This window comes from Natronobacillus azotifigens (assembly GCF_026805325.1).
GTDB classification, from domain to species: domain Bacteria; phylum Bacillota; class Bacilli; order Bacillales; family Amphibacillaceae; genus Natronobacillus; species Natronobacillus azotifigens.
On sequence record NZ_JAPRAT010000003.1, the window covers coordinates 71,510 to 88,294 of the forward strand.

At 37.6% G+C, this 16,785-nt stretch carries 17 protein-coding genes and 1 tRNA gene; 1 reads left to right on the forward strand and 17 read right to left on the reverse strand.

Translation table 11 applies throughout. The annotated features are described in order from the left end of the window. Positions 1-12 precede the first annotated feature (12 nt). From OWO01_RS02505 to OWO01_RS02560, 12 genes are all read right to left on the reverse strand, one after another. Positions 13-1,086 (reverse strand): undecaprenyldiphospho-muramoylpentapeptide beta-N-acetylglucosaminyltransferase, encoded by a 1,074-nt coding sequence (locus OWO01_RS02505; RefSeq protein ID WP_268778849.1) that lies wholly within the window; start codon positions 1,084-1,086, stop codon positions 13-15. 119 nt (positions 1,087-1,205) lie between these two features. Next, positions 1,206-1,700, reverse strand: coding sequence for a hypothetical protein (locus tag OWO01_RS02510; RefSeq protein WP_268778850.1), 495 nt, complete (start codon positions 1,698-1,700; stop codon positions 1,206-1,208). A gap of 532 nt (positions 1,701-2,232) precedes the next feature. Next, positions 2,233-3,177 (reverse strand): ATP-grasp domain-containing protein, encoded by a 945-nt coding sequence (locus tag OWO01_RS02515; protein ID WP_268778851.1) that lies wholly within the window; start codon positions 3,175-3,177, stop codon positions 2,233-2,235. A gap of 273 nt (positions 3,178-3,450) precedes the next feature. Continuing rightward, positions 3,451-3,699, reverse strand: a complete 249-nt coding sequence (locus tag OWO01_RS02520) for a hypothetical protein (protein WP_268778852.1) — start codon at positions 3,697-3,699, stop codon at positions 3,451-3,453. Positions 3,700-3,846: 147 nt separating this feature from the next. Next, a complete protein-coding gene (locus tag OWO01_RS02525) occupies positions 3,847-4,104 on the reverse strand; it encodes a hypothetical protein (protein WP_268778853.1) in 258 nt (85 codons plus the stop codon). A gap of 392 nt (positions 4,105-4,496) precedes the next feature. Continuing rightward, positions 4,497-5,021 (reverse strand): hypothetical protein, encoded by a 525-nt coding sequence (locus tag OWO01_RS02530; protein ID WP_268778854.1) that lies wholly within the window; start codon positions 5,019-5,021, stop codon positions 4,497-4,499. A gap of 1 nt (position 5,022) precedes the next feature. Beyond that, positions 5,023-5,283 carry a hypothetical protein gene (locus OWO01_RS02535; protein WP_268778855.1) on the reverse strand — a complete coding sequence of 87 codons (261 nt, stop codon included), beginning with the start codon at positions 5,281-5,283 and terminating at the stop codon, positions 5,023-5,025. 223 nt (positions 5,284-5,506) lie between these two features. Further along, positions 5,507-5,986, reverse strand: a complete 480-nt coding sequence (locus OWO01_RS02540; protein WP_268778856.1) for a tRNA (cytidine(34)-2'-O)-methyltransferase — start codon at positions 5,984-5,986, stop codon at positions 5,507-5,509. A 33-nt stretch (positions 5,987-6,019) separates the two neighbouring features. Beyond that, positions 6,020-6,895, reverse strand: coding sequence for an amidase domain-containing protein (locus OWO01_RS02545; protein WP_418936192.1), 876 nt, complete (start codon positions 6,893-6,895; stop codon positions 6,020-6,022). Between the two features lie 503 nt (positions 6,896-7,398). After that, positions 7,399-8,532: a tRNA epoxyqueuosine(34) reductase QueG gene (gene queG / locus OWO01_RS02550; protein ID WP_268778857.1), complete on the reverse strand. Its 1,134-nt coding sequence runs from the start codon at positions 8,530-8,532 to the stop codon at positions 7,399-7,401. A gap of 221 nt (positions 8,533-8,753) precedes the next feature. Beyond that, positions 8,754-8,963: a hypothetical protein gene (locus OWO01_RS02555; RefSeq protein WP_268778858.1), complete on the reverse strand. Its 210-nt coding sequence runs from the start codon at positions 8,961-8,963 to the stop codon at positions 8,754-8,756. A 172-nt stretch (positions 8,964-9,135) separates the two neighbouring features. After that, positions 9,136-9,209 (reverse strand) — tRNA-Gly (locus OWO01_RS02560). Positions 9,210-9,719: 510 nt separating this feature from the next. Between OWO01_RS02560 and OWO01_RS02565 the strand changes: the two genes are divergently transcribed. Further along, positions 9,720-9,863 carry a lmo0937 family membrane protein gene (locus tag OWO01_RS02565; RefSeq protein WP_268778859.1) on the forward strand — a complete coding sequence of 48 codons (144 nt, stop codon included), beginning with the start codon at positions 9,720-9,722 and terminating at the stop codon, positions 9,861-9,863. 59 nt (positions 9,864-9,922) lie between these two features. On the opposite strand, the gene OWO01_RS02570 is transcribed toward OWO01_RS02565, so the two are convergent. The 5 genes from OWO01_RS02570 to OWO01_RS02590 all read right to left on the reverse strand — a co-directional run bounded on the left by OWO01_RS02570 (position 9,923) and on the right by OWO01_RS02590 (position 16,765). Continuing rightward, positions 9,923-10,543, reverse strand: coding sequence for an SGNH/GDSL hydrolase family protein (locus OWO01_RS02570; protein ID WP_268778860.1), 621 nt, complete (start codon positions 10,541-10,543; stop codon positions 9,923-9,925). Positions 10,544-10,629: 86 nt separating this feature from the next. After that, positions 10,630-12,312 (reverse strand): sensor domain-containing protein, encoded by a 1,683-nt coding sequence (locus OWO01_RS02575; RefSeq protein WP_268778861.1) that lies wholly within the window; start codon positions 12,310-12,312, stop codon positions 10,630-10,632. A 233-nt stretch (positions 12,313-12,545) separates the two neighbouring features. Further along, entirely contained in the window at positions 12,546-15,194 is a 2,649-nt protein-coding gene (locus OWO01_RS02580) for a cation-translocating P-type ATPase (RefSeq protein WP_268778862.1), read from the reverse strand. A 321-nt stretch (positions 15,195-15,515) separates the two neighbouring features. Next, a complete protein-coding gene (locus OWO01_RS02585) occupies positions 15,516-16,340 on the reverse strand; it encodes a flagellin N-terminal helical domain-containing protein (protein ID WP_268778863.1) in 825 nt (274 codons plus the stop codon). Positions 16,341-16,588: 248 nt separating this feature from the next. Next, on the reverse strand, positions 16,589-16,765 hold the full coding sequence (locus OWO01_RS02590; RefSeq protein ID WP_268778864.1) for a YjfB family protein: 177 nt from the start codon (positions 16,763-16,765) through the stop codon (positions 16,589-16,591). Positions 16,766-16,785 lie beyond the last annotated feature (20 nt).

Genomic DNA, 16,785 nt, shown 5'->3' on the forward strand with positions numbered 1-16,785 from the left:
CTTATGTAACGTTTATTTTTTTGCCGTATCATTGATTATTTTCATTACTTTTTCTGTAGCATCTTGCCCTTGATATTTTTCCATATTCGCCTTTAGCAGTGGTGCTTGTTTGTTTAATTCCTCTAGCGATTCGATTAACGTATTAGGCGTCAACTTCTCTTCTTCTAGAACTTTTGCATATCCTTGCGCTTCAAAGGCATTTGCGTTTAGTATTTGATCTCCTCGACTTGCCTGACGAGACAATGGAATTAACAGCATTGGTTTTTGTAAAGCTAAAAATTCAAAAATAGAATTTGCACCTGCACGGGAGACAACAAAATCGGTTGCTGCCAACACATCGGGCAGCTCTTCGTTAATATATTCAAATTGTTTGTAACCCGGGATATTAATCGATGAATCTACGTTATTTTTTCCGCAAAGGTGAATAATTTGATACGTCTTCGTTAATGCTCGAACCTGTGAACGTACCGCTTCATTAATTTTCTGTGCCCCCGCGCTTCCACCCATAATCATTAACACTGGTTTTGTTGTAAGTAAATCAGCAAACAAGAGTCCTTTTCGCTTGTCTCCTTCAAAAAGCTCTGGCCTTACAACTGCACCAATCCAATTGGCCTTCTTATCAGGCAAATACTCCATCGTTTCTGGAAACGTAGCGAGAATTTTTTTCGCAAACGGCATGGCTAGTTTATTCGCTAAACCAGGTGTAATATCTGATTCATGAATAACTGCTGGCACATGACGCAACCTAGCGCCAATTAATACAGGGACAGAAACAAAACCACCTTTAGAAAAGATTACTTGCGGTTTTGTCTTTCCAAGAATTCGCAACGTCTGACCGATTCCTTTTATTACTTTAAATGGATCTTTAACATTCTCGATCGACATGTACCGACGTAATTTACCGGTAGAAATTGGATGATAAGTTACCTCATCTATCTGTTCAATCAATTCTCGTTCAATTCCTTGCTTTGAACCAATATAATCAATGGTCCACCCTTGTTCTTTAAGAAGTGGAATAATCGCTAAATTAACCATCACATGCCCCGCTGTTCCACCACCGGTTAGCACAATTTGCTTTCGTTTCATGACAAAACAACTCCTAAATAAAAAATCAAACACCTTAAAATCATTATTGCTCGCTTTTCTTTCATCCTATTCAAATTTTAGCACAATCATTAATGAAATGGGATCAATTTCATGATTTGTTAAGAATGAAATGATTGAGCGACTTTAATAAGATCTGATTTCGTCACTTGAGTTGTTACCTCTTCTGTATCAAAGATGCCTGAACGAAAAATTAACAAATAAGTTAATCCATCTTCTTTCCATAATAATGTTTTGGCAAAATCATTATCTGCATACGCGCCAGTAATGGATGAATCAATTTCGACAGCTTCTCCGTTAATCAGTTGATCTGTTTCACCATCAACAACCTGATAAATGAGAAGATCATTCTGCCTAGAGTAAAAGCTAATATCCATCGCCTCTTGATCTGTTCCAGTTAGATGGTACCGATCTGAAACGATAAATTCAACCGGAAACGGGACAAATTGTGGAATATTTGGGTCAAAGGATAAAGTCGCAATCGCTGCTTCAACATCGTCTCTTGGATAATCATAATAACCTTCTGGAATTTCTTCTATCGCTTGACACCCCACTAACAAAAATCCAATACAAAGAATAATCATCAAGTTTTTCAAGAAATTTGCCCCTCCTTGTCAGTTTATTTTGCTACAATCGTTAAGAAACTACAAAAAACGCAATAAAGTGAAACTTCAATCAGCAGGGGTTTTTAGGTATTCCCCCACTGATTGTTAGCCCTAAAGGATGACCTAAAGGCTCCTGAACCATTCGGGGTGCTAGCGTCCGTTACTCCTACTTAAACAACTTGATATTCTCGTTGTTTTAAAGTGGGAGTCTTACGGACGGTTGCTCCGGGACAAATTGTAAGCTTATTATCTAGTTTAACAAATAATCCCACTAATACAATAGACGAATTTTTACTTTTTTTTGTTACAGGATAAGATAAATTTTTCTGGTCTCATTTTATAATATAGTTAATATTACCTATTTCTAGTAATTGAAGTGATGAAGTGGAAGTTTCGATTCATTATTAGTCCGTGATAAAGCATGAATATATGATGGCAAACCTTGAAAAGGAAATGAGCGTAACGTTCAAAACATGAGAATACAAGTAAAACAAAGTTTACTCGCATTCAACCATTTAACTACTTAATTTGAAACCTCTTTTTCTAATGCTTCTCCTAAGAACTTTGCCAGTTCAAGCATCCCGTACTTGCCTGCTTTTGCTTCTGCATCAGCATTGTAGTTGGTGTTCGTATTAATATCATATGTGTATATTTCACCACTACTGTCAGTGATGAATTCAATCCCGGCAACATCAATACCAGATGCCATCAAAAACCTTTCGTATTGTTGAATAAGTTTAACATCAACATTTTCAATAATTTCAAACATTGATCTTGATCCTTGTTCTTCACCTACTGGACAGAATTGATCTTCTACACGGCATGCATCGGCTGGGCATAATTCAAACCCTTCGGAAGTATCCACACGAACAGCATAGACAAATTTACCACCAATAAATTCCGCTCTTGTTATAAACGCTTCAGGAGATTCAATGTATTCTTGAATTAAGGTAACTCCATCTACGGGCTCCTCAAAATCAGTACTTGAAATATAGCTTTCCAACCCTTCCACTGAATGAAATAACTGAACACCTAAGCCCTTACCAGCACGGTTATGTTTCGTGATAAAAGGTAGTTGATTTAGTTGTTTAGCCGCTTGAAGAATCTGTTCTCGACCAACAGCAGCAATTGTTTTCGGCGTTTTTATTCCACTAGCTTCTAGTCTTGTATATTGATGAATTTTACTTAACTCCAGTTGTAGGGCCCGACTTCCATTAAATACGGTCCGGTGATGTTGCTCAAGCCATGCCAGTACTCCTCCAGTAAGTTCGGGGGCAAAACGATGTCCCCTTGTATGAGAGGAGGCACTCATCCGATTATAGAAAATCCCTTCTGGGGGTTGAGTAGTTAAATCAATCAACCCTTGATCAAGATGCCATGTCTCAAATGGCAGTTTCAATTCCTCTAATCGTTTGGTTAAATGTTTCGTCCAATCATCATTTTCATGAATAATATGTATTTTTTTCATCCGATTCAACTCCTTAGTTACTTAATATATTTATCCCCAGTAAACCTACCATAAGACTCCCACTTCAGAAATTTAAGTAGAAGGAACAACCGTAGGATTCGGTGACCTTGTGATCATCCTTTAGGCTAACGATGGGGAAATACCTAAAAACCATCATAACACGAATAGAGATAGAAAATCTGATTGTAGAATGGGAAAAAGCCTTAACTAAAAAATGGTTCAGTTAAGGCGAATTCTTTTATTCTATTTCGGATCCCCTCAACTTTCACCTTATCAGTCTTCACTAAAAATAAGATGACCGAACCTTCCTAGAAAATATGGTACTAGAATAAATAACAACGTAATCAATAAGTTTAGTAAAGTTAACAAATGGATAACATACAAAATAGCCCATAGACTTAATGTTATTACTGATAAGATAAGCATCTCTTTTTTTAGTTTCACTTCGCCTACGCCCAATTGATACAGACCAAGTGGGTACAGCCCAAAACATAAGAATAACCAAGGATTTATCTTTTTCACACGAAACACCTCCTTATCTATGTACCTAGGACACACGACCAAGATAGCGACCCATCCTTTTATCGATTATGTTATGATTGATAACAAATAGTATTCCAGCAAGCACTATTCACCACTGATACTGTTTTGGATTTTCTAAATATATGTCTAACTCATTTTTGTATTTACGCCATTGAAAAAAATAAATACCCAAACAACTGTTGAATAAATGATACCAATTGCGGCCAAGATGGCTCCAGGTAACAACTTTTCGTATTTTTGGTCTATAATATTCAATATTAAATGGAGATATGGTGCAAGGGCAACCAACGTTGAGCAGATTGTCCAAGTTAACATTGGTTTATAAGCTTTCTTTATTTCCTTCAAGTCTTTCGCTTTCTGTTCTATCGTTACAAGAATGGTCATGATACATACCTCTCCATTTTTTCATCTTTCAGCAAATATCTTTTTTTCCATCGATCGCACAAAGAAAAAATAAGTGAGCAAAAAGTACCCAATGAAGAACATAACATCAAACACACTCTCAAAATAGGTGACGCTAAATCCCTCATAAGACACAAATAGAATTACGATTACACTCAGAAGCTCAAAAATATTATTTTTATCGTATTTTGTTAGTTTTAAATCCAGATTAAAGACTTCCTTCATTGAAAAATCCTTGTTCTGTGAAACCCGGACTCCTTTTATTATCATTAATCCAGTAATTAGGTATAACACTTCATCGTACCATTGAAAATAATAACAAATAATCGAAACGACCAATGATATAGCAAAAATCCTCATAGATTTCTCCCCTTTTATTCACAAAGTATATCCTCTACTACTCTCTTTTTCTCCTTCAGATATTTTCGATAAGCTAGATAGCTTTTCAAATTTTTTACGTTCATTAGCCATAAAAAGAATGTTAGAGGAAGTATGATTGCAACGATAATTAATACCTCTACTTCAAAAGGGGTTATAAAAATAGACCGTAAAGTGAGACCACACATCAGTGCTAACAACGAAAATAGTAAGAAAAATGGAATTACGATAGCGATCAGCCAGCGAAATACTTCTTTCTTCTTATAGTGGACCTTATATGGAGCATCAGTAGTAATCAATAATTTTTCTGAGAGATGGATATAAGATGCTTCTCTGCTAACGATAAAATATTTTGGTATTGCTCGAAACGTATTGCTAGCTCCATTAAATAATTCAAGCAATGCATATCCAATAAATATAAAGAATGGCAAACGATACGATTTGTTGTACAAAAGGAGATCATCATCATTTGCTTTATATTGATAACAATCATTCTCAATTTGAATATCGATGGTTTCCATACTAATCCTCGCTTTCCTTAGTCAGCTTTTTTTGTAAAAGAGCCATGAAATGATCGTCTAATTTACACCAGTTCATTCGGTAATAGAAAAAACGCGACCAAAAAATTGTGATGCATACAATGGTTGGCCCAGACAATAACGCTAACAGAAAAAGGTGCTCATAATTGTTCGTAACAATATTCATCAGTAATAAAACAAAAGGTATGAGCAAAACTATCGTTGCAGAAGATGGTATTATTACACTTGGTTTTTTCACTGTCATAAATACACTCTCCATATCCTTTTGTCCCTATAGTAAATATTGTATATTAATTTCTAAAATAAACAACAAAAAATGTGAATTATTTAGTAAAGGAAGCAGAAGAAATGAAGCAGGAGGAGGGGGCTTTTCATTGAAGATTCGTGAAAGCCTTGAATTATGTTCCAAAAAACAAAAACGAAGCAGGTCGCTAATAACTAGTAAACTGCTTCGTTTTTTTGATTATTTAATGCATGTTTGGAAATCCTTGTTGTTTGAGGACATCATAAACAATGATTGCTGCCGTGTTAGATAAGTTCAAGGAGCGGACTTTATCATTTATCGCCATATGAATGCGAAGGCAATAATCTTCTTTCCCTACTAACAACTCTCTTGGTATCCCATTCGTTTCTCGTCCAAAAACAAAAAACAATTCTTGACTGGAATCACTAAAATCATAATCTGTGTAATGTTTTGTACCAAAGTTTTCAATATAGTAAAACCTTGCTTGTGGATATTTTTCATACAACTCGTCTAATGAATCATGATAAAAAATCGTAACATCATGCCAATAGTCCAAACCAGCACGACGTAACATCTTATCATCGGTTGAAAAACCTAAAGGCCGAATCAGATGAAGTGTAGCATTCGTTGCTAAACAAGTACGAGCAATATTTCCCGTATTAGCCGGTATTTCTGGTTGATATAATACTACATGTAAGCTCAATGTGTTCACCTCGAAATTATAATAGCCTGATTATTATAGCATACTTGAGCTAATTCGGAAAAATTTATACTGACATTCTGGTGTCCATGCAAGCGAATCTTGATAATCCCAATAGCGATGTCGACTATTATTTGTATGGGCATTTACGAGTGGCATATGATTTCGATCTTTTTCCACAACAATCGCTGTATGGTCCCACCTTCCATCCCCTTCGAAATCATAGCAAATTACATCTCCCGCCAATAATTCTTTCGGTGACTCTAATTCTACACCTCTTAACCCTTTGGTGGAACCACTTAAGTACCAACGCATCGAATGTGCAACCGACCAACTAAAACTCCAGTCATCGTCTTGGTACCACCAACCTGTTGCACGATTCGGGTGGCCTCGCATTGGAGCTCCTCCTGCTCGTAAGCATTGAGACACAAAATTGGTACAATTATCATTTTCAAAATGGCGATATGCTGGGTTCACATCATTCCACCAACGTTCGGCATACCGAACTGATTCCCGTCGATCATACTCAAAGCGAACATCTTCCGTAACTGGGGTAAGTTCAATGATGTTTGACGTTTTCTGTTCACGCATTTCTTCCTTTGGAATTGGTTTTTCCTTATCTTTAATTAATTTACCTTTGTAAAAAACTGCTTGATGCAAACGCTCGTCTTCTTCTTGATAAAAATGGTCTTCTTGCTTTACCAAAAAGGAGACACCTAATACATATTCGACTTCTGTTTCTTGCTTGTTTATTTCTCTTTGACTAATCGTTTTTCCCACTCCGGTCATTCGAACGACTTTATTTCCGCGCTGTTCGTGGAACTGCTTTTTTTTCTGCGGCCAAGATTCTGCATCTTGATTACTACGATGATTGGTTAACTTCTCTTCCCAGAATTGAGCTAATGTATTCATCATATCCAAACTGATCCACTCCTTTATGATAACTTTATGAATCAAAGTATGTAAGCATGAAAGATGTGTGAAAATTGATGGGGGTTTTTTGTGACAAAGTGGATTTTCGATCAGTGGGGAGTTCAGGATTTACAATTTTAAAGGATCGTGAAAAGCCTCTGGATGCTAGCCTCCTTGATTCTTTTGTTGTTTTAAAGTGGGAGTGTACGGCTGCTTGCTTTGGTGGGGGGTGTGATTACTACGAGAGGATAAAGTGAAACTTCAATCAGTGGGGTTTTTTTAGGTTTTCCCGCACTGATTGTTAGTTGAACCATTCGGGGTGCTAGCGTCCGTTACTCCCACTTAAACAACTTGGTATTCTCGTTGTTTTGAAGTGGGAGTCTTACGGACGGTTGCTCCGGGATAAATGAAGGAAATAACATTATAGATTGTTAAGGTTAGGAAAATTTGTTAGCGGAAGTGTTTTTAAAACAAAAAAGCACCCCATAAGGTGTGCAGTTTTGTTATTTATTTTGAAAGGCCAAACCTTTATTCATCTCATTGATAACTTCTGGATCTGATTCTTTTTCTTTTGCCCTGACAATTGCAGGAAAGCCATCATCCGTTCCGATTTTCCCAATCGCCCACGCGGCAGTTCCGCGAATAACCGGTCGTGGATCTGTTTTCATTAAGCGGATCAATTCGTCAACAGCGCTTTCTTCTTTATAATGTGCCAAAGCGATAATTGCATTACGTTGAATCGGTTTTTTTCCACGCCAGGAACCTGCCATTGTACCGAATTGCTCTTTAAACTCCCGATTCGTAATAGAAAGGAGTGGTAACAATTTCGGTTTCACTAATTCTGGATCGGGCTCTAACTCTGGATGCAGATGAGTGTCTACTTGCTTATTTCTTGGGCAAACGAGTTGGCACGTATCAAAACCATATAATTGATTTCCCATTACTTCACGATATTCATCTGGCACAAACCCTTTTGTTTGTGTGACAAATGCAATACAGTTTTGTGCATTAAGTCGACCTGGCGCGACCAGTGCACCAGTAGGGCAGGAGTCAATACAAATGGTACAATCTCCACAGCTATCATCCACTGGTGTATCGGGAGGAAATGGAATGTTTGTAATCATCTCGCCTAAATACACATAAGAACCAAATTCCGGTGTAATAATAGCACAGTTTTTCCCACTAAATCCTATCCCTGCTCGCTCAGCAACGGCACGATCAGATAATTCACCCGTATCAACCATCGAACGATAATGAAAGCCTGAAATTTTTGTAGCGATAAAGGCAGAGAGTTTATCGAGTTTTTCATTCAGTACATGATGATAATCCATTCCCCATGATGCCCTGCAAAAATTCCCCCGCCGCTCCCCTTTTTTATTTTTCGGACGACTTTTCATCCGAGAAGGATAGGCAACTGCAATCGCGATGATTGACTGTGCGTCAGACAGCAACAATTCTGGTTCAGTCCGTTCTTCAATCGTTCCTTTTTCAAATCCTGACTGATAACCAGCTTCTTGTTGCAACTTTAAACGAGATTTCATTTCAGAAAATTCGTTCGCAGCCGCAAAACCAATTTTATCAATACCAATCTTCTTGCTATATTCAATAATCTCTTGTTTTAATTCTTCATACGCCATTGCGAGAAGCCTCCTTTCTGTTGAGGGTGTGGTGGGTCTTGAGTTGCGTGCATTTTTTTATTCATTCGTGTTCTTCGGGATTTGTTCGCATCTTTTCTCATTTATTCGCATTCTCCGGGATTTGTTCGCATCTTTTCTCATTTATTCGCATTCTCCGGGATTTGTTCGCATCTTTTCTGATTTATTCGCATTCTCCGCAATTTGTTCGCATCTTTTCTGATTTATTCGCATTCTCCATGATTTGTTCGCATCTTTTCTGATTTATTCGCATTCTCTGCGATTTGTTCGCATCTTTTTCGATTTATTCGCATTCTCCATGATTTGTTCGCATCTTTTCCAATTTGTTCGCATTCTCTATGATTTGTTCGCATCTTTTTCGATTTGTTCGCATTCTCCATGATTTGTTCGCATCTTTTCTGATTTATTCGCATTCTCTGTGATTTGTTCGCATCTTTTTCAATTTATTCGCATTCTCTACGATTTACGTGCATTATACTGACTATAGAATATTCAGACCACAAATAACCTCTTAATGTTTACTTTCATATAAAAAACGCAACACTTCGTTGTTCATCAACGAAATACTGCGTTGCACACAATTTTTGGAGCGGGTGAAGGGAATCGAACCCTCATCATCAGCTTGGAAGGCTGAGGTTTTACCACTAAACTACACCCGCATTTAAAACAACTTTTTCTATTACTCTTCTCACGCATTGGTGTCCCTGCATCTACCAGCTTATTCATCGATGAGTATGCTTCGGGACAACTCGATGTTTTTTCGATGATGCTTTTGCTCGTGGCTGAGGTTTTACCACTAAACTACACCCGCATTTTCTCACTTAACCATGCCACTAGACTTGCAAATTCTGTCGAAAATCTGTTTCTTTAAGTCATGTTTTTTATTATAACAATCGTTACGCGGTATTGCAACCTGATATTAAATTTTTTTGTCAAATAAAGTGAAACTTCAATCAGTGGGGGTTTTTGGGTATTCACCCACTGATTGTTAGTTGAACCATTCGGGGTGCTAGCGTCCGTTACTCCCACTTAAACAACTTGGTATTCTCGTTGTTTTGAAGTGGGAGTCTTACGGACGGTTGCTCCGGGATAAAACCGAATTTATTTACTTAAATGTTTAATAATGAAACAACAGGGTATTTTAATAGTAAAATAAAGGAGTGATATTAATGTTTTGGACAATAATTGGGATTATATTACTTGCTTGGTTGTTAGGTTTGATCTTCGAGATTGCTGGCGGGTTAATCCATATTCTACTTGTTATCGCACTGATCGTGTTTATTGCCAGAATGATTCAAGCACCTCGACGATGACTTCATGAATTACACATAGATAAGCTGCAGCTACATTCTGAAAAGTAGCTGCAGTTTTATTATAGTAACCCTATTGTTTTCAACCATGTTTGAGCCATCAAGTAATTTCCTGCATTATTCATATGTACACCATCTATTGTTAGTGGATAGGTTGCATTGGATTGTAAATATTCTAAAAATGCTTGGTGAGTTGGAACGACAGGTAAATCAAACAGATTTGCAATTTTGTGGACAACATTCACATAAGCTTTTAATTTTTCGTTTCCTAGCGAATCAATATGTTCCTCAATAATTGTTGGCTCCATAAGTATTATCTTTGCTTCGGTATGTTCTCGTGTCTTTTGGATTAATTCAAGATAAATCTTTTCAAATTGATCGGGTAACACTTGTTCGATACTAGCGTCATTATCCAACTGACGCCAAACATCATTGATACCAATCGAGATGGACAAAAGATTCGGCTGCAAATCAAGCACATCTTCTTGCCAACGAGCAGCTAGATCTGTAATTCTATTTCCTCCAATCCCTTGGTTTATAATCTCAGGAAAATGATTTGGATTTGTTACTAACAAATGATCGTGAATCAATCGCACATAGTTATTTCCTAGATTTTCTGAATCCTCAAATCTCCCCCACTCCGTTATACTATCCCCTATAAATACGATTCGCTTCTTACTCATATTAGTTCCCTCCTCCTTATATACTACTATTCTTCATTATGCCATATTCATAAAAGAAATTCATACAGAAAAACCATAACAAGACGTTATGGTTTGACTAAGTAATTACAGATCTCGATAATCGCTTTATTCTTTCCGGTATTTTTTGCTTGATACAGTACTTCATCCGCCTTGTTGATGATTTGCTGTGCATCGAAGTTTTTGCAAGTAGGAATAATAATCCCAATACTTGATCCTAAAGAGAACTGATAACTATCTACCTGCCATGGTTGGGCGATAACACCTTCAATTCGCTTCACAACCCGTTCCACATTCCTTGCATCATCGACTTCTGGTAATAAGATCATAAATTCATCCCCGCCCATCCGTGCAACAGTATCCATTTCACGAACAGCAGACTTTAATCGTTGACCAAATTCAATAATTACTTTATCCCCAGTATCATGACCATACTGATCATTTATTTTTTTAAAATCATCTAGATCAAGCATCATTACAGCAAAATTGTTATGTTGTTTGCGTTCGTGTGCTGCGATCACTTGATCCAACCGATCGTGAAACAAACGTCGATTCGGTAAATTCGTCAAATAATCATGATAAGCAAATTGTCTTAATTGCTCTTCATGCTGCTTACGTTCTTCAATATCTCGAGCAACAACGACAATATGTTTGAAATGTTTATTTTTTGTAAAAATAGGTTGCGCTCGTAATTCAAACCATTTTTCTTTACCATTTATATCATTAAAACGCACTTCAATCGAGTGTGTATTTGCCTTTTGATACGTTTCTAATAATTCCTTGATCAACTGATGATCTTGTTGATCTACAATATCCAATAATTTTTTATTAAATAAAGCATTCGGATCATAGCCTAACACCTTTTGATGCGAGGGAGATAAATAAACAAATTGCCCTCTTTCATCAATCAATTGTATGAGATCCGAAGAGTTTTCTGCGATAAGACGAAATCTTTCTTCACTAGCCATCAGCGCTTCCTTGGCAAATTGTTCAGCGGTCATGTCTTTCATAATCGCATAAACACCACGAATTTCTTGTTCTAACATCATCGGAGTTAGCTTAATTTGCAAAACAGCTTCTGTGTCGTCTGACATCGATACTTCAGTATCAACAATACTAGACGTACCACCCAACGTTTGCTGAAAGGCTTGTTTCACCTTTGATAAACGCTTTGGTTTTAGAATATCTAAAAAGGCCATCCCCCGAAAATTCTCTTCTGGTTGGTTCATCAAGCGATTAAAGGCTTGATTCGCTCGTAAAATTTTCCCTTGTAAATCTAAATAGATTATGGAATCGGAATTTTCCGCAAAAAGTGACTTATACCTCAGGCGACTTAGTTTCAGCCGGTGATTACTTAGATCTTTCTCACGTTCCGTTTCTTTAAACGCGGTAATATCACGAGTCAGTGCGATAATTCGTACGACCTTCTCATCTTCAAATTGTGGGGTTAACGTTGTTTCGCTAACTTTTTTTGTTTCTTGTTTAATTATATAATCATCTTGATAAGTAATCGGTTCTCTTAACTCAATCACTGTCCGGTATTTTTCATAGAGTACAGCTGTTACTTGGAGTGAATTTACCTCAGCAATTTCTTTACCAATTACATCTTCTGATAAACCTAATTCTTCCATGGCAACTTTATTCAAGTAATCATAATAAAACAATTGTTGATCTTCACTTACACGCATGACAAAAATCATATCTTGAATACCATTTAAAATCGCTTGATAATCTACCTTGTTCTTGTTCATGCGTCCTCACTCCTTTATTATGTCTTCAAAAAGCAATACTTGGAAGTGTGCTCTTTGATTTAGTATCTTCATCGATACAAGAGCAATTCAACGATGTAATATGATTTGAATACTTTCATTAATTGTAAAAAATTCATCAACGTTGATTATAACATTACTCAAGCATTTCATATAGGGGAAAAAGAAAAAAACAGCGAGCTTTTTCCATCTATTGCTCGCTGCTCTATTCTATTCTATGATTTTTTTATCCATCTATGATAAATAACTTTAACTATTTCCATCATAACTACTGCTGCAATCGCAAGTCCTGTTGCGATAAACCATTGTTGAAAGCCAAATACTTCTGGAATATAGAACACTTCTCGTAAAAATGGTAGCAATGTTACGCTGTATAAGCCAAAGCAAACTGCAACTGCTATTAATACATATTTATTACTAAACATCCCTACTCCGATAGCTGTCTGGGTATTGGAACGAGCTGCGAATGTCTGTAACGTTCTCGACAAGATTAACGTTGTAAACGCCATTGCCACACTCATTTCTACTGAATGTTGCAAACCAATCAGATGTGATAAAATAACAGCAATCCCAATGATCGATCCCCTGGTAATTACAGATCGTAACGTCTCTCCAGCAAAAATTCCTTCATCAATATTTCGAGGCGCTCTGTTCATCACGTCTGGTTCTGATTTTTCCATCCCTAACGCAATCGCTGGAAGGGAATCATTGACCAAGTTGATAAATAACAGTTGCAATGCAGTGAACGGATTCGGTAATCCTAGTAACACGGCAAACAGAATCGCAATAATTGCGCCTAAGTTACCAGAGAATAAGTAAGCAATTGCTTTTTTTATATTGTCAAAAACGGTACGACCAACTTCCACGGCATTTACAATCGATACAAAATTGTCATCCGTTAAAATCATCGCTGCAGCATCTTTACTAACATCCGTACCACTTCCCATGGCAATTCCGATATCTGCTTGTTTTAACGCCGGCGCATCGTTAACTCCATCTCCCGTCATGGCTGAAATGTGGTTTTTATTTTGCCATGCTTTCACAATTCGAATTTTATTTTCTGGCGATACACGAGCATATACGGCAATGCTTGCGAGCTTGTCCATTAATTCTACCTCGGACATGTTATCTAACTCTTGTCCGGTTACCGCAATATCGTCCTCGGTCATTAACCCAATATTTTTACCAATCGCTTGGGCTGTTGTTTTATGGTCACCTGTAATCATCACTGTCTTGATTCCTGCCGCTTTTGTTTCTTTCACCGCATGATAGACCGCTTCCCGAGGTGGATCCATCATGGCCATCAAACCGACTAATACAATATCTTGCTCATCTTCTACGGTTAAAGTAGTTGTAGAAGGATTCATTTTTTTATAACCGAAAGCTAACACACGTAATGCTTGTTGGGAAAAACCTTCGTTTGCTGTTTGTAACTTTGTTTTCCAATCGTCGTTAAACGGTTCTTCCTGGCCATTAATTAGAATTTGTTTGGCACGTCCAAACATTACATCTGGTCCACCTTTGATTAACATCAATTTTTCATTATTTATATCATTTAAGGTCGACATTAATTTTCGATCAGAATCAAAAGAGATCTCTGCGATACGCTTATAAGTGTTTCGTAATTCTTGATAAGGTTGGTTGTTTTTATCCGCATAATGTATAAGTGCAAGTTCGGTTGGATCACCAACTTCTTTTCCGGCATGATCAACATAAGAGTCATTACACAATACTGCGATATTTACCAATAAACGCTCCGATTGATTCCATGATTCGGGTTGTTCTGGTAATGCATCTTCCGCTTGTCCTGGGATGAAATATTTCGTTACGGTCATCTTGTTTTGCGTCAATGTTCCTGTTTTATCGGTACAGATCACACTCGTTGAACCTAATGTTTCTACCGCTGGAAGCTTTCGAATGATCGCATGTTGCTTCGCCATTTTATTCGTTCCTACCGATAAAACAATCGTTACAATCGATTGCAATGCTTCAGGAATCGCGGCTACCGCGACCGCTACGGCAAACATGAGTGCTTGTAACAATTCGGTTGTTAGGTCTGTTGGCCCTTCCCCTAACCAAATACGTGCAGCCTGGACAGCAAAAATAGCTATAGATAAAAAGAGAATTCCGATGCCTAATTTTTTACTGAATTTATCAAGTTTTCGTTGTAATGGTGTTAATTTTTGTTCTGCAGATGCTAGCATATCGGCAATTTTTCCAATTTCAGTCTTTGCACCCGTATCGGTTACGACAAATGTAGCACGACCATTCGTTACGAGTGCACTGCTGAAGACCATATTGGTACGATCTCCAAGTGGGAGCTCTTCCGATAGTTCCTGTGGAGTTTTTTCAACCACGGTCGATTCACCTGTTAGCATCCCTTCATTCACTTTCAATGAAGCACTTTCCAAAATACGGCCATCAGCTGGAATAAAGTCACCAGCTTCTAAGAAAACAATATCACCAGGTACGAGTTCACGAGCGGGAATCGTCTTTTTCTCTCCTCCACGAATCACTTTCGCTTCAGGTGCAGACATTTTCCGAAGCGCATCGAGCGAACTCTCGGCTTTTTTCGTTTGCACAACACTGATCACTGCATTCATGATAAGTACGATAATAATAACAATGGTTTCGATATATTCACCAAGTAACAGCTGAACTATTGCAGCTACTAACAAAACAATCACCATGGCATCTTTAAAAGAATCCAATAGTAACTGCCATGTAGAAAGTTTATCTCCTTCTTTTAACTCATTAAAGCCTTTCTCTTCTTGGTATACTTTCACTTGTTGTTCCGTGAGTCCGGTGTCTTTAGTTAGCAGTTGCTTCAATACTGCTTCTTTTGCCTGTCGATAAAATTCCATTCCTTCTCCATCTCCTGTCTGACTCTAAACCTACATATAGTTTTAACCAATTTCTCATATTGCAATCAGATTCATGCTGATCGTTTTAGGAGCCACTTTTTTATACAAAAAAAGACCCTTACCTATTTATTCTGGGTTCAGAAAAAATAGGTAAAGGTCTTGCTAACAACATGCGTTGCCAATAATGCCGGAGAAAAAAATTCTCGTAATGACGACATCATTGTAAGAGCTACTCCCCTTTAAATATTAACCTAAGCATACGCCTGTCTTAGGCGAATGTCAAGGGGAATAGATCCTTCGACAAATTTCGGGCGGTGCCTGTCACCCGAGCAGTTGTAAAATCCCTTGATGTTGGTTCATGGCCTGAGCAAGCATCATTTGTGAAGCTTGGCCTAAGATATTATGTTTCGTAAAATTCATGATTTCTTTTGCCATATCAACATCTCGTATCCGTGATTCAGCAGCTACTAAGTTCTCGGAAGAAGTACTTAAATTATTGATTGTATGGTATAACCGATTCTGTGTTGCGCCAAGCTTAGATCGTTCGGTAGATACTTTTGAAATTGCCGCATCAAAGCGTTGAATTGCTTCATTGGCTCCTTCTTGTGTTAGCAAATCAAGCGGAGCTCCATCTTCCATAATACCTAATGCCTCTGCACGCATATCGCCAATCGTAATCGCAAGGGACTGACCTGCATTGGCTCCTATTTGCAATCGTTGATTAGTAAAGCTACCATCTAACAGAGACTTTTTATTGAATTCAGTACGATTTCCGTTTTGGGTTAATTCATCGGTTAACAAAGTAATCTCTTGTTGGATCGCTAGTCGGTCATTTTCACTGTACGTTCCATTAGCAGCTTGAACAGATAATTCACGCATTCGTTGTAATATAGCATGGGTCTCATTTAATGCACCTTCTGCTGTTTGAAGTAAAGAGATTCCATCTTGCGCATTGCGCTCCGCCATTCGAAGACCCGAGATTTGCGCCCTCATTTTTTCTGAGATCGCCAAACCAGCTGCATCATCAGCCGCGCGATTGATTCTCAAGCCTGAAGACAATCGCTCTAAAGAGAGCTGAGCATTGGCATAATTATTAACAAGAAAACGATAAGTAAACATAGCCCCGATATTATGATTGATTCGCATAACACTCAACTCCCTTTTTATTTGCGTGGAATTTTTGGACAACAACTGGTGGTTGGAAAGCCCTTCAACCTGTTTATTTAGATACAATCCAATTTTGGTATCAAAAAAGCGGTTTAACAATTTTGTTACTCATTGCCAAACCACTTTCTAAAGACATACTATTTTCCGTGTTCATTTGAGGTTATTATACCAAGATTTAGATGTACTTGTCACGATAAATTTTTGGCAAAAACCATGTCATGAAACCCCTACGCTTTTACGTCAATCGCTTGTCCTAAATGCGGATGTGCGACTTGATCTAGCATCTCAATCAAACCATCTGCTTGTGCTTCTGATTGATCCATTACCTTATTCATTACACCTAACGATGCCTGTTGGTGTACTTGAGCCTGGCTCATTGACATTGATAAACGTGCAATATCCATTGAAGTCACCTCTATTCATT